14 protein-coding genes and 3 pseudogenes are annotated in these 17,122 nt (G+C 67.5%); 12 read left to right on the top strand and 5 right to left on the bottom strand.

Annotated elements, in window-relative coordinates; translation table 11 throughout:
* Positions 1-91: 91 nt before the first annotated feature.
* The 7 genes and pseudogenes from UAA55_RS23685 to UAA55_RS23660 all read left to right on the top strand — a co-directional run.
* Positions 92-889 (top strand): annotated as a pseudogene (locus UAA55_RS23685) (glycosyltransferase); the annotation flags it as partial.
* Positions 877-1,092 (top strand): annotated as a pseudogene (locus UAA55_RS31485) (glycosyltransferase); the annotation flags it as partial. The pseudogenes UAA55_RS23685 and UAA55_RS31485, both read left to right, overlap by 13 nt.
* Positions 1,093-1,095: 3 nt before the next feature.
* Positions 1,096-1,266 carry a hypothetical protein gene (locus UAA55_RS31480; RefSeq protein WP_463667855.1) on the top strand — a complete coding sequence of 57 codons (171 nt, stop codon included), beginning with the start codon at positions 1,096-1,098 and terminating at the stop codon, positions 1,264-1,266.
* A 17-nt stretch (positions 1,267-1,283) separates the two neighbouring features.
* Entirely contained in the window at positions 1,284-2,261 is a 978-nt protein-coding gene (locus UAA55_RS23675) for an alpha/beta hydrolase (protein WP_322955851.1), read from the top strand.
* A gap of 166 nt (positions 2,262-2,427) precedes the next feature.
* On the top strand, positions 2,428-2,760 hold the full coding sequence (locus UAA55_RS23670) for a hypothetical protein (RefSeq protein WP_322955849.1): 333 nt from the start codon (positions 2,428-2,430) through the stop codon (positions 2,758-2,760).
* The gene (locus UAA55_RS23665; RefSeq protein ID WP_322955847.1) at positions 2,699-3,310 is read left to right on the top strand and encodes a hypothetical protein; all 612 of its coding nucleotides are present in this window, start codon (positions 2,699-2,701) and stop codon (positions 3,308-3,310) included. Before UAA55_RS23670 ends, UAA55_RS23665 begins: the two co-directional genes overlap by 62 nt.
* A gap of 5 nt (positions 3,311-3,315) precedes the next feature.
* Entirely contained in the window at positions 3,316-3,813 is a 498-nt protein-coding gene (locus tag UAA55_RS23660; RefSeq protein ID WP_322955846.1) for a hypothetical protein, read from the top strand.
* A gap of 12 nt (positions 3,814-3,825) precedes the next feature.
* Here UAA55_RS23660 and UAA55_RS23655 read toward each other — a convergent pair whose 3' ends face one another.
* Positions 3,826-4,725: a LytTR family DNA-binding domain-containing protein gene (locus UAA55_RS23655; RefSeq protein ID WP_322955845.1), complete on the bottom strand. Its 900-nt coding sequence runs from the start codon at positions 4,723-4,725 to the stop codon at positions 3,826-3,828.
* Positions 4,726-4,858: 133 nt separating this feature from the next.
* On the opposite strand from UAA55_RS23655, the gene UAA55_RS23650 reads away from it, so the two are divergent.
* Positions 4,859-6,058 (top strand): acyltransferase family protein, encoded by a 1,200-nt coding sequence (locus UAA55_RS23650; RefSeq protein WP_322955844.1) that lies wholly within the window; start codon positions 4,859-4,861, stop codon positions 6,056-6,058.
* Positions 6,059-6,194: 136 nt separating this feature from the next.
* On the opposite strand, the gene UAA55_RS23645 is transcribed toward UAA55_RS23650, so the two are convergent.
* The 3 genes and pseudogenes from UAA55_RS23645 to UAA55_RS23640 form a co-directional block, all read right to left on the bottom strand.
* On the bottom strand, positions 6,195-6,758 hold the full coding sequence (locus UAA55_RS23645; protein WP_322955843.1) for an HWE histidine kinase domain-containing protein: 564 nt from the start codon (positions 6,756-6,758) through the stop codon (positions 6,195-6,197).
* Between the two features lie 40 nt (positions 6,759-6,798).
* Positions 6,799-7,155: pseudogene (locus UAA55_RS31390) on the bottom strand (PAS domain-containing protein); the annotation flags it as partial.
* A gap of 246 nt (positions 7,156-7,401) precedes the next feature.
* Complete coding sequence (locus UAA55_RS23640) at positions 7,402-8,259, bottom strand: LytR/AlgR family response regulator transcription factor (RefSeq protein ID WP_322955842.1); 858 nt, start codon at positions 8,257-8,259, stop codon at positions 7,402-7,404.
* A gap of 173 nt (positions 8,260-8,432) precedes the next feature.
* On the opposite strand from UAA55_RS23640, the gene UAA55_RS23635 reads away from it, so the two are divergent.
* The 4 genes from UAA55_RS23635 to UAA55_RS23620 all read left to right on the top strand — a co-directional run bounded on the left by UAA55_RS23635 (position 8,433) and on the right by UAA55_RS23620 (position 14,185).
* The gene (locus UAA55_RS23635; RefSeq protein WP_322955841.1) at positions 8,433-9,674 is read left to right on the top strand and encodes an acyltransferase family protein; all 1,242 of its coding nucleotides are present in this window, start codon (positions 8,433-8,435) and stop codon (positions 9,672-9,674) included.
* A gap of 188 nt (positions 9,675-9,862) precedes the next feature.
* Entirely contained in the window at positions 9,863-11,755 is a 1,893-nt protein-coding gene (locus UAA55_RS23630; RefSeq protein ID WP_322955840.1) for a methyl-accepting chemotaxis protein, read from the top strand.
* Positions 11,756-12,351: 596 nt separating this feature from the next.
* Positions 12,352-12,762 (top strand): helix-turn-helix domain-containing protein, encoded by a 411-nt coding sequence (locus tag UAA55_RS23625; protein ID WP_044560789.1) that lies wholly within the window; start codon positions 12,352-12,354, stop codon positions 12,760-12,762.
* 592 nt (positions 12,763-13,354) lie between these two features.
* Complete coding sequence (locus UAA55_RS23620) at positions 13,355-14,185, top strand: ProQ/FINO family protein (protein WP_322955839.1); 831 nt, start codon at positions 13,355-13,357, stop codon at positions 14,183-14,185.
* A 92-nt stretch (positions 14,186-14,277) separates the two neighbouring features.
* Here UAA55_RS23620 and UAA55_RS23615 read toward each other — a convergent pair whose 3' ends face one another.
* Positions 14,278-16,998: a DUF3369 domain-containing protein gene (locus UAA55_RS23615; RefSeq protein ID WP_322955838.1), complete on the bottom strand. Its 2,721-nt coding sequence runs from the start codon at positions 16,996-16,998 to the stop codon at positions 14,278-14,280.
* Positions 16,999-17,122: the final 124 nt, after the last annotated feature.

Raw genomic sequence — 17,122 nt, 5'->3', positions numbered from 1 at the left:
CGATAGGACGTATACGACAGGCGGTCGGAAAACCGGTAGAACTCGTCCCCTGTTCCCTGCCATTACCTGGGTATCCCCGACCTTGGTCACCATGCCTGACGCTCCCCGCCCCACCTTGCTGTTCGTCGTGACGGAGGACTGGTACTTCCGCTCCCATCGCCTGCCCACGGCACGGGCGGCGCGCGACGCCGGCTTCGACGTGGCTGTGGCCTGCCGGGTGGCCAAGGACGGGGCGGCCATCGCGGCGGAAGGGTTCCGCGTCATCCCCCTGCCCTGGCGGCGCGGCAGCTTCAGCCCCCTGCGCGCCCTGGGCGACATCCGCCGCCTGGCGCGGCTCTACCGCAGGGAACGGCCCACCATCATCCACCATATCGCGGTCAAGCCCACAGTGCTGGGCGGCTTCGCCCTGTTCCTCGCGGGCTTGCGCGACACCCGCGTGGTCGCCACCCTGGCGGGCCTGGGGCTGGGCCTGTCGGGTGCGGGAACCAAGGCGACCGTGGGCCGCGTCCTGCTGCGCCTGGCGCTGAATGCCGCCGGCTGGCGCCGGGGCCAGGCCCTGGTGGTGCAGAACGGCGACGACGCCGCCCTGCTGGCCAGCGGCTGGCCCCGGCCACCGGCATCGCGCCTGATCCGCGGATCGGGTGTCGACCTCGCGCATTATGAGGAATTGGCGGAGCCCATGGGACCCGTCACCTGCGCCCAGGTGTCGCGCATGCTGACCCTGAAGGGCGTCGAGGATCTGGTGGCCGCCGTGCGTCTTGTCCGCGCCCAAGGCACCGATCTGCGCCTGATCCTGGCGGGTGCGCCCGACACCGACAGCCCGGCCGCCATCCCCGTGGCGACCTTGACCGCCTGGGCGGCGGAGCCCGGCATCGAATGGCTGGGCGCCGTCAGCGACGTGCGCGCCGTCTGGGCCCGCGCCAACATCGCCGTGCTGGCCTCGCGCGGGGGGAAGGCGTGCCCAAGAGCCTGCTGGAGGCGGCGGCCTGTGGCCGCGCCATCGTGGCGACCGATGTGCCGGGCAGCCGCGAGGTGGCGGTGGAGGGGCGCAACGCCCTGCTGGCCCCGCCCCGCGACCCGGCGGCCCTGGCGTCCATGCTGGCCCGCCTGGCGCAGGACGCCGTCCTGCGCCGCCGTTTAAGCCTGGCCAGCCGCGCCGTGGTGGATCCGGAGTTCGGCGAGGCCGAGGTGGGGCGGCGCATGCGCGACCTCTATCTGGGCCTGGTGGCGCCGGCGCCGGTCCCGCGCCGGACTGCCGGATTGTGAGCGGCGGAGGGCGGGTGATGGGCGCACGGCGTTGGGGACAGGCTCTGCTGTTGATCGCTTTGCTGGGCACGGGCCGAGCCGGGGCGGTTGAGCAGGAGGTCACCATCAACGGCGGGCCCGAGCCGCTGGCCGGCACGCTGCAGATACCGGACACGGCGCCCCCTGGTCCCATCCCGGCCGTGCTGATGGTGCCGGCGTCCGGCCCGGTGGACCGCAACGGCAACGGCCCGTCGCTGCGCACCGACGCCCTGCGCCAGTTGGCGCAGTCGCTGGCCCTGAAGGGCGTTGCCAGCCTGCGCATCGACAAGCGCGGCGTGGGCGCCAGCAAGGCCGCCCTGACGCGGGAGGAGGATCTGCGGCTCGACACCTATGTGCAGGACACCGGCCAGTGGCTGGCCTTCCTGCGCGCCCAGCCGGGCATCGGTCCCGTCTTCCTGCTGGGCCACAGCGAGGGCGGCCTGACCGCCATCCTGCTGGCGGAACAGGCGCCCATGGCCGGCCTGATCCTGGTGGCCACGCCCGGCCGTACGTACGGCGACATGATGCGCCAGCAACTGCCGCGTACGGACTTGGCCCTGGACGTGCAGCGGGCGGCGCTGGAGGCCATCACGCAACTGGAACAGGGCCGGCCGGTGACCAAGGTGCCACCGCCGCTGATGAGCCTGTTCCGCCCCAGCATACAGCCCTACCTGATCTCGGAACTTACCGTGGACCCGGCGGCGGAATTGGCCCGCACCACCCCGCCGGTGCTGGTGCTGCAGGGAACCAACGACATCCAGATCGACATGTCGGACGCCATCCGCCTGTCCCAGGCCCGCCAGGGTGTGCGGCTGGAGCGGCTGGACGGCGTGAACCACATGATGAAGAACGCCCCCCTGAACGACCGCGCCGGCAACCTGGCCACCTACACCGACCCTGGTCTGGCCATCAACCCGGGAATCACCAGCGCCATCGTCCGCTTCGTGCGGGGGAATGGAGCGGGTGGCGGCCAGTGATTTAAGCCAAAGGGGTGGATCGTATTTACCGAAGGACAGGAGGAAGGCTACGGACCTTGACGGTCCTTGCGGCGGCGCCAACTCGTTCACGCAGTCAGGCCCTCGGTAATCCCTGCCCTGTGTTTAGACTGTTGTTCCGGGCACGACGCTCAAAGGGAGGGTGAGGATGTCCACAGCCGTCGTTTCATCCGAACGCCTTTTCGTCTTTGACGAGAAGAACACGTTGCGTCTTTGGCTTGAAGAGAAGGTCGCCAACCATGAGCTGACCTCGATGGAAGCCGATCAGATGCTGAGGGAGTATGAGACCCAAGGGAAATTGTGGACCGGGCTCTTCAAGGATACCTTCGGCAGCGCCAAGCTGATTTACAAGTTGGCTAAGGATATGAAGTCCTGGAGAGGGGCGAGTTTATTTCACACAGGGAAAAACAGGCGATCTCGTGACCATCAGAGGATGGCCGGCAGGACGGAACATTCTGACCGGGACCCGCTACCGGCTTGATAATCCTAAGATTGTCGAACTTCAAATCGGCAAGCCCGGTATCCGCGCGGCGGCCAAAGAATCTGCGCGCTTCGGTGTTTATCTGGTCGTCGCCGTGGACGTGGCGGACTACATCCTCCGGGACAACGCGACGCTAGGACAGTTGTTGGGCAGCCTTACCGTCGATATTCCATCCGTCGTAATTGCTTCGATCGCCGGGGCTGCTGCGGGCACCTACGTTGCCGGCAGCGCCGTGGCGGGCTTGGCGGTTATTGGCAGCTTCGCCTGCGGCCCATTCTTGGTGGCGCTTGCGGTTGGCGTGGCAGTCGGTTACGGCCTCTACAGGCTGGATGAATATTTTCATCTGACCGACAGGCTGAGCGAAGCCTATGACCGGGGCTTGGCAAAGTTGAGCCAAACTTTCCAGCAACTGGGCCAGGAGGCGGAGCAGCGCTTCCATCAGCTGGCCAACAGCAAAATGGTCCACGATCTATCCCAGGACGCGCACGACATCGCCGCTAAGCTGGCGCGGCAAGCGGACTGGGTACGGTGGGAGTTGGCGCATTGGTGATGGAAATGTCCGCTTTGCGCGAACGGCTGAGGGCCGCTCCGGTGTTCCTGGGATTCGCCGCGGTGGGTGGCGGGTTATTGTGTCTGGCATTATTCAGCCTGCTTCCCATCGCTCACGACCTTGGTGCGGGCGCCCCTCTGATCACCCTGGCGCCCCGAGATGCCACTGGTCTGCCATTGGCTGTCACGCTTTTCGCCTTCGCGGCGATGACGCTGTTCCGAGCCCCTGAGATTGGTCCTGCCAGACACGACCGGAGCCGAACCAAGCAACCAGCCAGCCACATTAATGGTCCGGTGATTTGCCTGGGGGTGGCGTTTTTGGGGATCGTGTTGGCATTCCTGGCGTCCCCCATCACCACCGTCATCGTGGAGAAGGTGGCGGCGAGCCACGGCTATATCGCCTGCCCGGCCCTACCTGGTGAGCGTCCAGCGTATCTGCGCTGGACACGCGATACGTTGGACCATTGCCCTTTGCCGAGGAAGAAAACCGCATCTGACAGCTGAGGACCCCGGCCATCAAACCTCCAGCAGCTCCGCCTTGTAGCGCCGGCTGGCGGTCACTGTCAGGCCGGTGGTCAGGGTGATGTCCAGGTCGCCGGAGGGGCGGCTGTCCACGCGCTGGATGGTGGCACGGTTCAGCAGGCGGGAGCGGTGGACCCGCACGAACAGCCGGGGCGGCAATTCGGCCTGGAGGTCGGCCAGGGACCGGCGCACCAGGTGCACCCGTTCCGCCGTCATGACCTCCACATACTTGCCGGCGGCGCTGACCTGGATGATCTCCTCCGGCGCCACGAACACCCGGCGGGTGCCGACCTTCAGTTCCAGGCGGGCCGGCGGTTCGGGGGGCGGGGATGCGACCGACGCTGAAACCGCTGCGGCCTGCTGCGCCTCCACCAGCGCCACCACGCGCGACAGGCGCACCAGTTGCCGGCCCATGGTCAGGATGGCGGCGGCAATCAGATAAGTCAGCGCGTCCTTGCGGACTTCATAGAGGAAGATGTCGGCCCAACTGCCGGCGCTATGGTAGTGGCCGCCCACCAGGGCGTACACGATGACACGGAGCCCCATCATCAGGCCGATGTGCACCACGCCGTAGGCGACCATCAACAGCAGGTGCAGGCCCAGGGTGCGCAGCGGCGCCCGGGCCCAGCCCGGCGCCCGCCTGATCCCCAGATAGACCAGCGGCAGCGCCGCCAACCCGCCGATGGCGCTGGAGTATTCCCAGCACATCGGCTTCCACGCGGCGATGGGCCGGCCGTCGCGCTCATGCTCCGACAGGACGGACAGGACATTGATGGTGGTGGGCAGGAAATAGAAGACCAGCCACACCAGGGTCCAGGTGGCCCGCGCCGACAGCCGCCATCCCGGCAGCATCACCGCCTGCGCCGTTGTCTCCACCGTTGGTGCCGTGGACATCGCCGTTCAATCCCCATCCGCGCCCTTTATCCCGCCGCCCGCGCCCACGCCGCTTGGGGGCGCCGGCGGCCGGATGCCAGCGTAGCGCCATCGCTGGCCACCGGGCCAGACCCATCATGAGGATGCGACGCCGATGTCCGTTTCCGTTCCCGCCCCGACACGCCGCCATGACCTGGACTGGATCCGCGTCATCGCCTTCGTCCTGCTGATCCTGTACCACGTGGGCATGTTTTACGTGCCTTGGGACTGGCACGTGAAAAGCCCGCATACGGTGCCGGCGCTGGAACCCATCATGATGCTGACCAGCCCGTGGCGGCTGACCCTGCTGTTCCTGGTCTCGGGGGCGGCGACCCGTTTCATGGCCGACAAGATGGCGGTGGGGGCGTTGACCCGCGCCCGGATGGCCCGGCTGCTGCCGCCCCTGGTGCTGGCCATTCTGGTCATCGTGCCGCCGCAGAGCTTTTTCGAGATCGTGGAAAAGGCGCCGGAGCAGGCCCTGCCCTATGCCGCCTTTTACCTGAAGTACGTCACCGGCAGCGGCCATTGGTGCCGGGGCACGGACTGTCTGGCGACGCCCACCTACAATCACATGTGGTTCGTGGCCTATCTGCTGGCCTACACCCTGGTGCTGTGCGCCCTGCTGGCCGTGTCGGCAGGGGCGGCGCAGCGGCTGCAGCGGGGGGCGGAGCGGGTCTTCGGCGGCTGGCGCCTGATGGTGCTGCCCATCCTGTTCCTGGGCGTGATCCGCTTCGCCCTGGTGAACCGCTTCCCCGTCACGCACTGGATCGTCAACGACTGGTACAACCACCTGCTGTCGTTCAGCGCCTTCCTGTTCGGCTTCGCGGCGGCGAAGTCGGAAACCCTGCGCCAGGGCCTCATCCGCCTGCGCTGGCCGGCCCTCCTGGTCGCCCTGCCCGCCTATGCCGCCTTCGCCGGCTATGCCTGGGCCTATCGCGCCGACGACGCCGTGCCGCCCGAGACGCTGCGCGCCGTCATGCGCTTCGTCTATGCCGCCGACCAATGGGCCGCCATCGCCGCCGTGCTGGGCTTCGGCGCCCGTTACCTCAACCATGACAGCGCCGCCCTGCGCTATCTGGTGCCGGCCGTTTTCCCCTTCTACCTGGTGCACCAGACGGCGACGGTGGTCCTGGGGCACTACTTGGCCAAGGCGGGCCTGCCTCAGGGGGTGGAGGCGCCGCTGCTGATCCTGGGCACCTTCGCCACCTGCCTCGCGGTCTATGAAGGGGTGCGGCGGGTCAACCTGCTGCGGCCCTGGTTCGGCCTGAAGCCCCGTCCGGCGGCACGTCTGGAGCCGCAGGCGCAGCCAGCTTAAATTGATCAACTTATACGCGCGGCATTTGATCGTAACCGCTCAAATGCCACTCATGGGCCGGGCGCGGCCATCCGGTCGCTTGCGCTTCCTCGCTTTCCAGTCCGCGTCGTTACGCGGAAGCTCATGCCGTTGGGGATCAATTCATCAGGTTGGCGCGCGGCAGGGTGATGCCGAGGGCCAAGCCGCCCTCCTGCCAGTCGAAGTCCACGCGCCCGCCCAGTTGTCCCGCCAGCAACAGTTGGCAGACGGTCAGGCCGAAGCCCTTGCGTATCGGCGGCCGGATGTCATGCAGGCCCCATTCGCGCCAGTTGAGCGACAGGGCGCTGTCGTCGCTCTGCCACGACAGGTCGACATGGCCGTCCGGGTGGTTGAGGGCGCCGTAGCGGGCGGCGTTGCCCGCCAGCTCGTACAGCGCCAGGCCCAGCGCCTGCGAGGCCTGGGGCCCCAGCACCGTCTGCGGCCCGCTGCGGGTGACGCGTGCGCCCTCCGGGTCGAAGGGATCGAAGGAGATGTGGGCCAGGCTGTCCATGTCGGTACCCACCCATTGGCGGCTGGCCACTTGGCTGTGGATGGCGGCCAGCGCGGAGACGCGGCCCTCCACCAGGGCGACGAAATCCTCCACCGTCTCCGCCCGCGTGAGGCGCAGGATGGATTGCACCACCGCCAGCGCGTTCTTGGCGCGATGGTCGACCTCTTGCATCAAGAAGGAGATCTGGCGTTCGGAACCGGCGATGCAGCGAGATGTCTCGGGCGATCTTGGACGCGCCGATCAGGTTGCCCTCATTGTCGCGCAGGGGCGAGACGGTCAGCGAGATTTCCACAGTGTGGCCGTCCTTGTGGCGGCGCAGGGTCTCGAAATGACTGATGCGTTCCCCCTGCTTCAGGCGGGCGAGGATGCTGGGCATCTCCGCCTCGCGCCCAGGGGGGGCCAGCACCGTGATGTTGCGGCCGATCATTTCATCGGCGGTGTAACCGAACAGACGCTCCGCCGCCGCGTTCCAGCTGGTGACGGTGCCATCCAGCGTCTTGCTGATGATGGCGTCGTCCGACGAGTTGACGATCGCGGCCAGAATGGCGTGCGGGGACAAGGCTTCCATCGGTCGGTAGTGCCTCCAACCAACCCAAAAACAAGGTTAACGCCGACCAACACTGGCTGTGCCGGATTTCGGGCGCCCGTCGCCGTGGACACTTTAGAGGAAGGTGTGAAACCCGCTAGAAAAGTGGGGGCCCCGTCGACAATGCCAGTCTGGCCCAATGCACGGTCGCACTTCAAACGGACCTTAGACCTATACCTCCGGCGGTCGCCGCGCCGCCGCAGATAATCGCTTGGGCATACATCTATTCTAGAATAACTCTGATTTATAGCGGCGGCTGGCTGGAACCGTGGCGCCGTTGCTCAACGTCAGGTCCATGTCGCCGGAGGGCCGGTTATCGATACGGACGATGGCGCCCCGGTTCACCAGGTGGGAGCGGTGGACCCGCGCGAAGTCCGGCGCGGGCAATTCCGCCTGGAAATCCGCCAGCGTGCGCCGCACCAGGTGGACGGCTCCGGCGGTCACGACCTCGATGTAATTGCCGGCGGAGCGCACCAGCAGGATGTCCGCCGGCGCCAGGTAGACCCGCCGCGACCCCACCTTCAGCTCCACGCGCGCCGGTTCCGGTGTCGGCGCCACCGGTTGGGCCTGGTCAACGGTGGCGTTCGCCGCCGCCTCCACCAGGGCCAGCGATCGCGACAGGCGGATCAGGTGGCGTACGCCCACCACCACCAGCACGATCAGCAGATAGGTCAGCAGGTCCTTGCGGAACTCGTAAGGCAGATCATCCCGCAGATCGTCGAAAGCATAGCTCTGCCCCAGCGCGCCGTAGGCGGCCATGCGCAGCAGCGTCATGGCCACCAGGTGCAGGATGCTGAAGGCCAGGGCCGTGCCAAGGAACTGGGCGACGCAACGCAGCGGCGCTTCGGCCCAACCTGGCATGTGGTTGATGGACCAGCGCACCAGGGGCAGCACCAGCAGCAGGGCGACGCCGCTTGAATACTCCCGCAGGAAGGGCTCCCATGCGGGGATGTCCCGGTTGGTCCGCTCATATTCCGTCAGCAGCGCGAAGGCGTTGATGGTGGTGGGCAGGAAGGCGAACCCCAGCCACACCAGGGCCCAGGCCTTCAGGTTCGGCGTATTCCAGAAGGCTGAGAAACGATCCACCGCCCGTCCCATTTTTTCATCCGCTTGACCCAACAACCCAACCATTCGTCCCCATCGACCCCGGAAAACCCGCCGCTTGCGTCAGGGAAATGGCCGGCTCTCATCCTTAAGGTCAGCCTAGGGCAGCGGCGCAGGCAGCCGCCACACGTCTTACGACCAGGGGCCGAAAGAACATGATGCCTTCCCGTCCTGCGCCAGCCGTCACCCGCCGTCCCGACCTGGACTGGATCCGGGTTCTGGCGTTCTTCACCTTGATCGTGTTCCACGTGGGCATGTTCTACGGGCCCTGGGAATGGCATGTGAAAAGCCCGCATGAGGTTGCGGCCATGGCCCCGGTGCTGATGGCGACCAGTCCCTGGCGTCTCAGCCTGCTGTTCCTGGTGTCGGGTGCGGCCACCCGTTTCATGGCCGACAAGATGACGGTGGCGGCCCTGACCAAGGCGCGCCTGGCCCGCCTGGTGCCACCTCTGGTGTTCGCCGTGCTGGTCATCGTGCCGCCGCAGACCTATTACCAGGTGATCGAGCAGGCGGTGACGCCGGTGGAGACCTATTACCCCGCGTTTTACTTGAAGTACCTCACGGGCACGGGCCACTGGTGCCGGATCAACGACTGCCTGACCACCCCCACTTATAACCATATGTGGTTCGTGTCCTACCTGCTGGCTTATAGCCTGGGGCTGTCCGTCCTGCTGGGCGTGGCGGGGGACCGCCTGCGGGCGGTGGGGCCCCGGCTGGAGGCGTGGCTGACCGGCTGGCGGCTGCTGGCCCTGCCCTTCATGGCGCTGTGCGCGCTGGACATGCTGCAGTTGCGCTTCCCTATCACCCACTGGATGTTGCACGACTGGTACAACCACTTCCTGTCCTTCACCGCCTTCCTCTTCGGATTCCTGATCGCCAAGTCCCTCCCCTTGCGGGACGGGTTCGTGCGTTGGCGCTGGTGGGGACTGGCCTTGGCCGTTCCCGCCTATGCCGTGGTGGCCTGTTACACCTGGGCCTACCCCTTCGGCGCCCCGCCGGCCCCGCTGGGTGTCCGCGCCCTCATGCGCCTCGTCTATGCCGCCCAGCAGTGGGGCGCCATCGTCGCCGCGCTGGGCTTTGGCGCCCGCCATCTGAACCGGGACGGTCCCGTGCTGCGGTACCTGGTGCAGGCGGTCTTCCCCTTCTATCTCGTCCACCAGACCATCATTGTGGTGGCGGGGCACAACTTGGCGCCGCTGGGTCTGCCGCAAGGTGTGGAGGCGGCCATACTGGTGGTCATCACCTTCGCCGGTTGCTTCGCGACTTATGAGATTGTCCGCCGCGCCAATTTCCTGCGGCCATGGTTTGGTCTCAAACGCCTGGCGCCGCCGTCCACGACCGCCCTTGAGACGGGTGACGCGCAGGCGCAAAGCCAGACACAACCGGTCCAGGCATGATCATTGGATAACCTATCCTGAAGATGGGATTGCCTTTTCTGAAAACCTTGATGGTTTGTCGCAAAGTTTAAACCCAAATTTAACAGAGCTGTGATTATTCGGTGGCCGGGGCGGTTTGTAAGGTGGGTGAGCCCCCGGCCTTCCCCGGCCCTTGGGCACCCTCGTCCCTGCCAGGATGGCCGCCTCCCATGCGCCAGACGTCTCCCGCCCGCCTCGCCGCCGCCGCTCGTCTCACCGCCCTCAAGACCGCCCTCGCCATCCGCCTGGCGTCCCTGCGGAACAACCGGGCCGGTGGCGCCGTGGCTCACGTCCTGGCGCGTCTGGGGCGCCTGCTGGGCCGTCTGGTGCCGCGTCCCACGCGGCTGCGGTCCAAATTCATGGCCGTCGGTGGCACGCTGCTGTTCCTGGTCCTGCTGCAGAGCGCCATCGGCATCGGCATCGCGCGCCAGTCCCGCGCCATCTTGGAGGGCACCACCGCCCAGACCGACGGCGCCATGGCCGACCTGGGCCTGGCCGCCACGCTGAAGAACATGCAGGTGCAGGTCCTGCTGACACAGACGCTGATGGGCACCCTGTCCGTGGCGGAGCCGGCGGAGCTGAACAATTCCCTGCGGGCCATCGCCACCACCTACGCCGCCGGCCTGGAAGAGGTGCGCCGCGTCGCCGCGCGGGAGCGCGCGGGCGGCAGCAATGGGAACAACCCGCTGGGTGACGTGGCCACGAAGGTGCAGATGGCCAAGACCCAGTTCGACGCCCTGCAGGAAACCGCCATGGCGCTGAAGCCGTTGGCGGGCAAAAGCTCCGCCCCGGCGGACCAATTGCTGAAACTCTCGGCCCAGGTCGACGGTCTGAACGACCATCTCGATCGCATGGCGGAGACCATGAAGCTGGTGGCCAAGGGCGACCAGGCCCAGGTGCGGGCTGGCAACCAGTCGGCCCTGGGCGTCATCGACGACCTGAACCATGGTATCCAGGCCAGTACCGCGCTGGGGCTGGTCCTGTGCGCTCTGGCGGCGCTGTTCCTGATGCGCGGCGTGCTCTCGCCCCTGCTGGCCGTGGCCGGCGCCACCCGCGACCTGGCCGACGGGCGGCTGGACGTCGCCCTGCCCGCCGCCCGCAAGGACGAGATCGGCGAGATGGTGGACAGCCTGTCCGTCTTCCGCGACAACGCCCGCGCCGTTGAGCGCTTGAACGTGGAACGCGACCAGGAGCGCATGCGCGCCGAGGAAATGCGCCGCCGCGCCCTGGAGGACACCGCCCACACCTTCGAGACCAAGGCCGGTCGCATCTTGGGCTCGGTCACCGAGGCCGCCCACGGCTTGGTGGAGACCGCGCGCGCCGTGTCGCGCACCGCCGCCGGCGCCTCGACCGCCGCCAGCGCCGCGGAGACGGCCGCGCAGTCCGCCAACGGCACCATTCAGGGGGCGGTGGACGCGGCCCAGCAGCTGCGCGCCACGACGGCCGACGTGCTGGAAAGCGTGGCCGAGGCGGCCAAGCTGGCCCGCACCACCGCCGACAGCACCAAGGGCACCGGTGAGCTGATCGAGCGGCTGACCGTGGCGTCGCGCCGCATCACCGACGTCGTGGCCCTGATCCAAACCATCGCCGGGCAAACCAACCTGCTGGCCCTGAACGCCACCATCGAGGCGGCCCGCGCCGGCGAGGCCGGCCGCGGCTTCGCCGTGGTGGCCAGCGAGGTCAAGGGCCTGGCCGGCCAGACGGCCCAGGCCACCCAGGACATCCAGCAGGAAATCGCCGCCATGCAGGCCGCCATCGCCCAGTCGGTGCAGGCCTTCCGCGACATCGTGGCGGCGGTCCAGCGCATCGACCAGGTGAATGACGGCATCGCCCGCACCATCACCGACCAGGCGCGCGCCACCCAGGCCATCGCCGTCACCATGACGGACGCCGCGCAGGGCGTCACCCGCGTGGGGGGCGACATCGGCACCGTGGCCCGCGCCGCCAACGACACGGGCCTGGCCACCAACCGGGTGTTCACCGCCAGCAGCGACCTGTCGGTGCAGGCCAAGGAGCTGCAGCGCGCCGTGTCGGACTTCCTGTCGGCCATCGTCGCGGCCTGACCGGGCCGCAGTCGGCGGTTCCCATTTCATCCGCGAGTCGGGATGGGGCGTGACCATGGGCGCGCGCCATCGTCGTTTGGGCCCTTCCAGGGGGGCCATACCCTTTGCCCGCGCACGCGTGGCGACGCGCCGCACCTTTTCGGCGGGGGCCGAAGCCCGGGACCCGCAGGCGGCGCGGAAAAGAACTACCTCTGCAGGACAGGGATGCCGGCCCCGCCCTTATCCCCTACTTTGTAGTCTACCAGGGATAAAGGATTTCCCTTATTTACCGTATGTAAACTTGTTTACGATGTCCTCACTTATGGACTGACCCGGTTCGGGCCCTTCCTTTATTCGCGGCGTCGCCTTCCCTGACGGCTGAGCGCGGATTCCCAAGGCAGGCGGCCGGCCCGGGCGGCGGAATTGGCGACGATCCCGTGCTGGGGGTGCCGAGTGTCGGCCCTTGATGGCGGTGGTCAGAGAGGCCAAGTCCCAAGATAGCCACATTTCCCGTGGAGATCCTGGGGAGACTGCCTCGCCCCCTCACGAGCGATAGGATTTAGGAAATGACGACAGACAAGCCGAACACCGGCCGGGGCAAGACCCGCAAGCGCACCATGCTGGCCGCCGAGGAAGAGACCGGCACCAGCGTGGACAGTTATGTCGGCGGGCGCGTGCGCCTGCGCCGCACCCTGATCGGGATGAGCCAGGAAAAGCTGGGCGAGGCCATCGGCCTGACCTTCCAGCAGGTGCAGAAGTACGAGCGCGGCGCCAACCGCATTTCCGCTTCCATGCTGCACAAGATCGCCCAGGTCCTGGACGTTCCCATCAGCTTCTTCTTCGACGGCCTGGGGCCGCAGGGCCAGATTCCGGCGCCGGCCATCGAGGCGGCGGTGGAAGGCGGGCGCCCGCCCAGCGAGCGGCGCGAGACGCTTGAACTGGTGCGGGCCTATTCCCGCATCACCGAAAGCTCGGTGCGCGACAGCATCATGGCCTTGGCCAAGTCTCTCGCCAACCATAACGGCTGAGGCCAAAGGCGGGCCTCGGAGGCCGTTAAGCCTATCCGTTTTGCGCTGCGGCATGGGCCGGAACCATCCGCGGCGCGGATCGATTTACAAAGCCGGACGATGACAGGGCCGTCATCGTCCGGCTTTTTGTTTGGGATCGCCACCCCCGACCCCCGTGTTCACCCGGTCTGGGCAAGGGTTTGGCCAAGGCCAGCCTTCATTGTTTGCCCTGCAACATGTGCGTAGCGGACATGCAGGCAGAAAATAGAAAGACTGTGCGGCCTTGCCGTTACATGTGAACCTTGTAAAACTTTCCTTAACCGGCGGGGCAGATAGTGATGGTCATGGGGCACGACGATACCGAACAGGGGTCGCCACCAGCCGCTTCCATGCCATTACTCGTTTCGCCTCCGGTTTCATTAACGTTTCCGTCCGCCACCGCCCGCGCGGCGGGGCGGACTTCGACCGGTTGGCACGGCCTTGGCACGCGAAGGCTCGGGTCATGCACGCTGGTTAAATCAAGGCTGCACCAAACGAGGGCTTGGAACTGACTTTCTGGTTGCGGCACCGCAGCAAAAAGCTGGTATCGTTGCCTTGAGCCGGGATGGATGCCATGACAACCTTATCTCTCAAGAAGCCGCTGGGCTTTGAAACTAAACTGACTCTCGATGCCGCGCAGCGCGGTACCGTCGGTGACCGCGGCGCAACAAAGCGCGTCGTCGTCCTGGAACGGGCCCCTACGCCGGTACGCAGCCGCAGCGGCGGCCACGCCGATCGCGACACCGGTCGTTTCGACCGGGGCGACCGCCAGCCGGACCAGGAGTTCGGTGAGCGCCGCCAGTCCCGCGGCGACGCGCCCTATCGCCCGGCGCACCATGACTATGAGCGTCCGGACAGCGATTTCCGTCCCAACTACCGAGCGCTGGAAAATCGCTACCAGGACAACCGCGACAGCCGTCCCCACGGTGGTGAGCAGCGCGGCCGTCCCGGTGGGCGCCCCGCCCATGGCGGTGGCCGCGGCCGCGAGGATGACGCCAGCGACCGGCCGCACGTCCTGTGGCCGCCGCGCGTGGTGGTGAACGATTTCGACGGGGCCACCATCTCCCTGCCGCGCGTGGCCGGCACGCCGCTGGAACTGCCGGAAGACCTGGCCAACGTGCACACGCACCTTAGCCGCCGCTTCCCCGAGGCCTTCCCCGAGGATCCGGTGCCGCTGAGCCTGACGGTGGAGAAGGAACTGGCCCGTGCCCTGGGCGACGCCGAGCTGATCGCCACCGCCGAGTCCTTCCTGTTCGTCTACCGCGCCCATCCGGCCTATCTGGCCGCCGTGGTGCGCAACACCCGCCGCGTCACCCTGGACGGCGCCCGGGCGGAACGCATCGAGCCCGAGGAGCGTGAGCAGGCCCTGTGGACCCTGCGCGCCCTGGACACGACGTTCCAGTAAGCCATCATCCCTCAAGGCATCCCGGCCTCATGAAAACGGCCTCCCCGATCCCCGGGGAGGCCGTTTCTGTCTACGCGGCCGCCACCCCCCGTTCAGGTGGGCGGCGGCTGATCCCCGATATCGGAGAGGAAGCGTTCGCGCAAAAGCTCCCAGTCCTGGCGGCCGAACTCCACCGCCGACTGGGCCACGGCCACGGCGCGGTCCAGATCCGCCGCCACGCAGGCTTCATGCAAGGCCATGGCCAGGTCCTGCAGGCGGATCAGGCCGCAGGTGCCGGCGGTGGCCATAAGATCGTGCGACTCCGCGCGCAGTGCCTTCAGGTCGCGGTTGCGCGCCGCCTCCGCCAGGGTTTCCACCCGCTGCTTGCCCAAGGTGAGGAAGCCGGTGACGATGCGGATGAAGTCCGGCCGCGCCGCCATGGTGGCCAACTCGCCCAGCCTGTCCTCCGCCAGGATGCCGAACAGGGGCGGCACATTGGCTACCGGTTCCGGCGGAGTCTCGGGTTCCGCGGCCTGGCCGCAGGCCCAGTGCACCACCTTGCCGATGAAGTGGCCCCGGTCGAAGGGCTTGGCGACATAGTCGTCCATGCCGGCGGCCAGATATTCCTCGCGCATGCCGGTCATGGCGTTGGCGGTGATGGCGATGATGGGCATGCGGGCGCCCATGGCGCGCATGCGCCGTGTGGCCTCGATGCCATCCATGCGCGGCATCTGGATATCCATCAGCACCAGGTCGAAGCGGCGGCAGCGCACCGCCTCCAGCGCGTCGACGCCGTCCTGCACCAGCACCGCCTCGAACCCCTCCTTGGCCAGCATCAGGCTGGCCACCTCCTGGTTCACGGGATTGTCTTCCACCAGCAGGACGCAGCGCCCCACCCCCCGGCCCTGCGACGGCATGGGCGGCGCGCTGCTGCCGCCCCAGACCGCCGGTGACGGCCGGCTGGTGGGCAACGGCGCCGTGAACCCTTCCTGGAAGGGCTGTTCCGCCGGTTCCAGCGGCACGGTGAACCAGAACGTGCTGCCGGCCCCCGGCTCGCTGGAGACGCCGATGGTGCCGCCCATCAATTCCACCAACTGGCGGCAGATGGCCAGCCCCAGGCCGGTGCCGCCGAAGCGCCGGGTGATGGAGGTGTCGGCCTGGCTGAAGCTTTCGAACAGGCGGGCCGCCTGCTCGGCATTGACGCCAATGCCGGTATCCCTCACTTCTCCCCGCAGGTTGAGGCCGGCGCGGCCGTTGGCCCGGGCCTGGGGCGTCAGCGCCAGGCTGACGCTGACCTCTCCCCGCAGCGTGAACTTGATGGCGTTGCCCACCAAGTTGACCAGCACCTGGCGCAGGCGGGTGGGGTCGCCCCGCACCAGCACCAGCCGGTCGCCGGCGCCCAGGTTGACGTCCCCCTGGTCCTCGCCGCCCAGCAGTTCCGTGCGGAAGGCCAAACCTTTTTCCCGGGCCCGGGGCGCCAGGATGGTCGCCACGCCGTCCAGCAGGCCGCCCAGGGAGAAGTCGACGATGTCCAGGTCGACCTTGCCCGCCTCCAGCTTGGAGATGTCCAGGATGTCGTCGATGACGCCCAGCAGGGCCTCGGCGCTCTCGCGGATGGCCTGGGTGAAGCCCCGCTGCTCCTCATTCAGCGGCGTGTCCAGCAGCAGTTGCACCATGCCCATGACGCCGTTCATGGGGGTGCGGATCTCATGGCTCATATTGGCCAGGAATTCCGACTTGCTCTGGCTGGCGGCCTGGGCTTGAACGCGCGCGCGGTCCAGGTCGCGGGCCAGCACCGCCAGGTCATGGGCCTGGCGTTCCAGCCGTTCCTGCTTTTCTGTCAGCATGGCGTTGGTGGCCTTCAGGTCCCGCGTGCGGCGGGCCACGTCACCCTCCAGCCCCTCCAGCAAGCTGACATTGTCGAAGCCGGCGGGGATCTTGGTGGCGAACAGCTCCAGCAGCCGCTGGTCCATGGCCGACGGCGGGTCCTGCGCCTTGATGAGGACCACCGTGCGCCCCACCTCGCGGCTGGAGATGTGCAGCACGCTGAGGTCGTCCACGAACAGGGATCGCTTGGTGCTGAGCGCCCGCTCGATCAGGTCGGCGCCGGGGATGGGCGCGTTAGCCTGGCCGTTCATGAGGTGGGCGTAGACGCCGCTCGCCGCCAGCACGCCCAGGGGCTGGCCCTCCAGCGCGTGCACGCAGACCACGCCCAGGGGCCCGCAGCTGAGGAAGCTGCCCACCTGGGTCAGGACACCGGTGGCGAAGTCGCGCATGGAGCGGATTTGGAACAGGGTCGCGGCGCTGTCGATGATACGTTCCAGCCCGCGCTTGTTCTCCTCCAGCGCGATGATGTGGCCGTAGGACCGCAGGGCCGTGATGATGCTGGTGTTGAGGCGCGCGGCGCTGAGGTCCGCCTTGGGCCGGTAGTCGTCGATATCGTAGTCGACGATGACCTGTTCCTCCGGCGCCATGCCCGGCTGGCCCGTGCGCAGGATGATGCGTGTCGCCTCATTGCCCAGTTCGCGGCGGATACGGCGGGCCAGGACCAGGCCGGCATCGTCGGTTTCCATCACCACGTCCAGCAGGACGACGGCGATGTCCGGCACCTGGGCCAGGATCCTGAACCCCTCCACCCCGGAATGGGCCGACAGGAATTCCACCTTCCGGTCGCGGAAACGCAGCCTGCTCAGGACCATGCGGGTCAGGGCGTGGACCTCGGCGTCGTCATCGACGACAAGGATCTTCCAGGGTGGCAAGACATCCATCCGCCGGGGGCTGGCCCCGCCGTCATCCTCGTCCCGCCACATGGCCTCCTCGTCCATATCCTGCATCAGCCCTCTTCCTTGGGAAAACACGCCTGTCTGCCGGCTGTTTCCCTGCCCGCCACCCCTATATAACGACGCGGCTTATCGCGTCAGACTATCGCAGATACCCCAATTGGGACATTCCTCTTAA

The sequence above is a fragment of the Nitrospirillum guanabarense genome, from assembly GCF_034653355.1.
GTDB lineage: Bacteria > Pseudomonadota > Alphaproteobacteria > Azospirillales > Azospirillaceae > Nitrospirillum.
The sequence above is the reverse complement of the archived record's forward strand: the minus strand, read 5'-3'. Positions and strand labels throughout refer to the sequence as shown.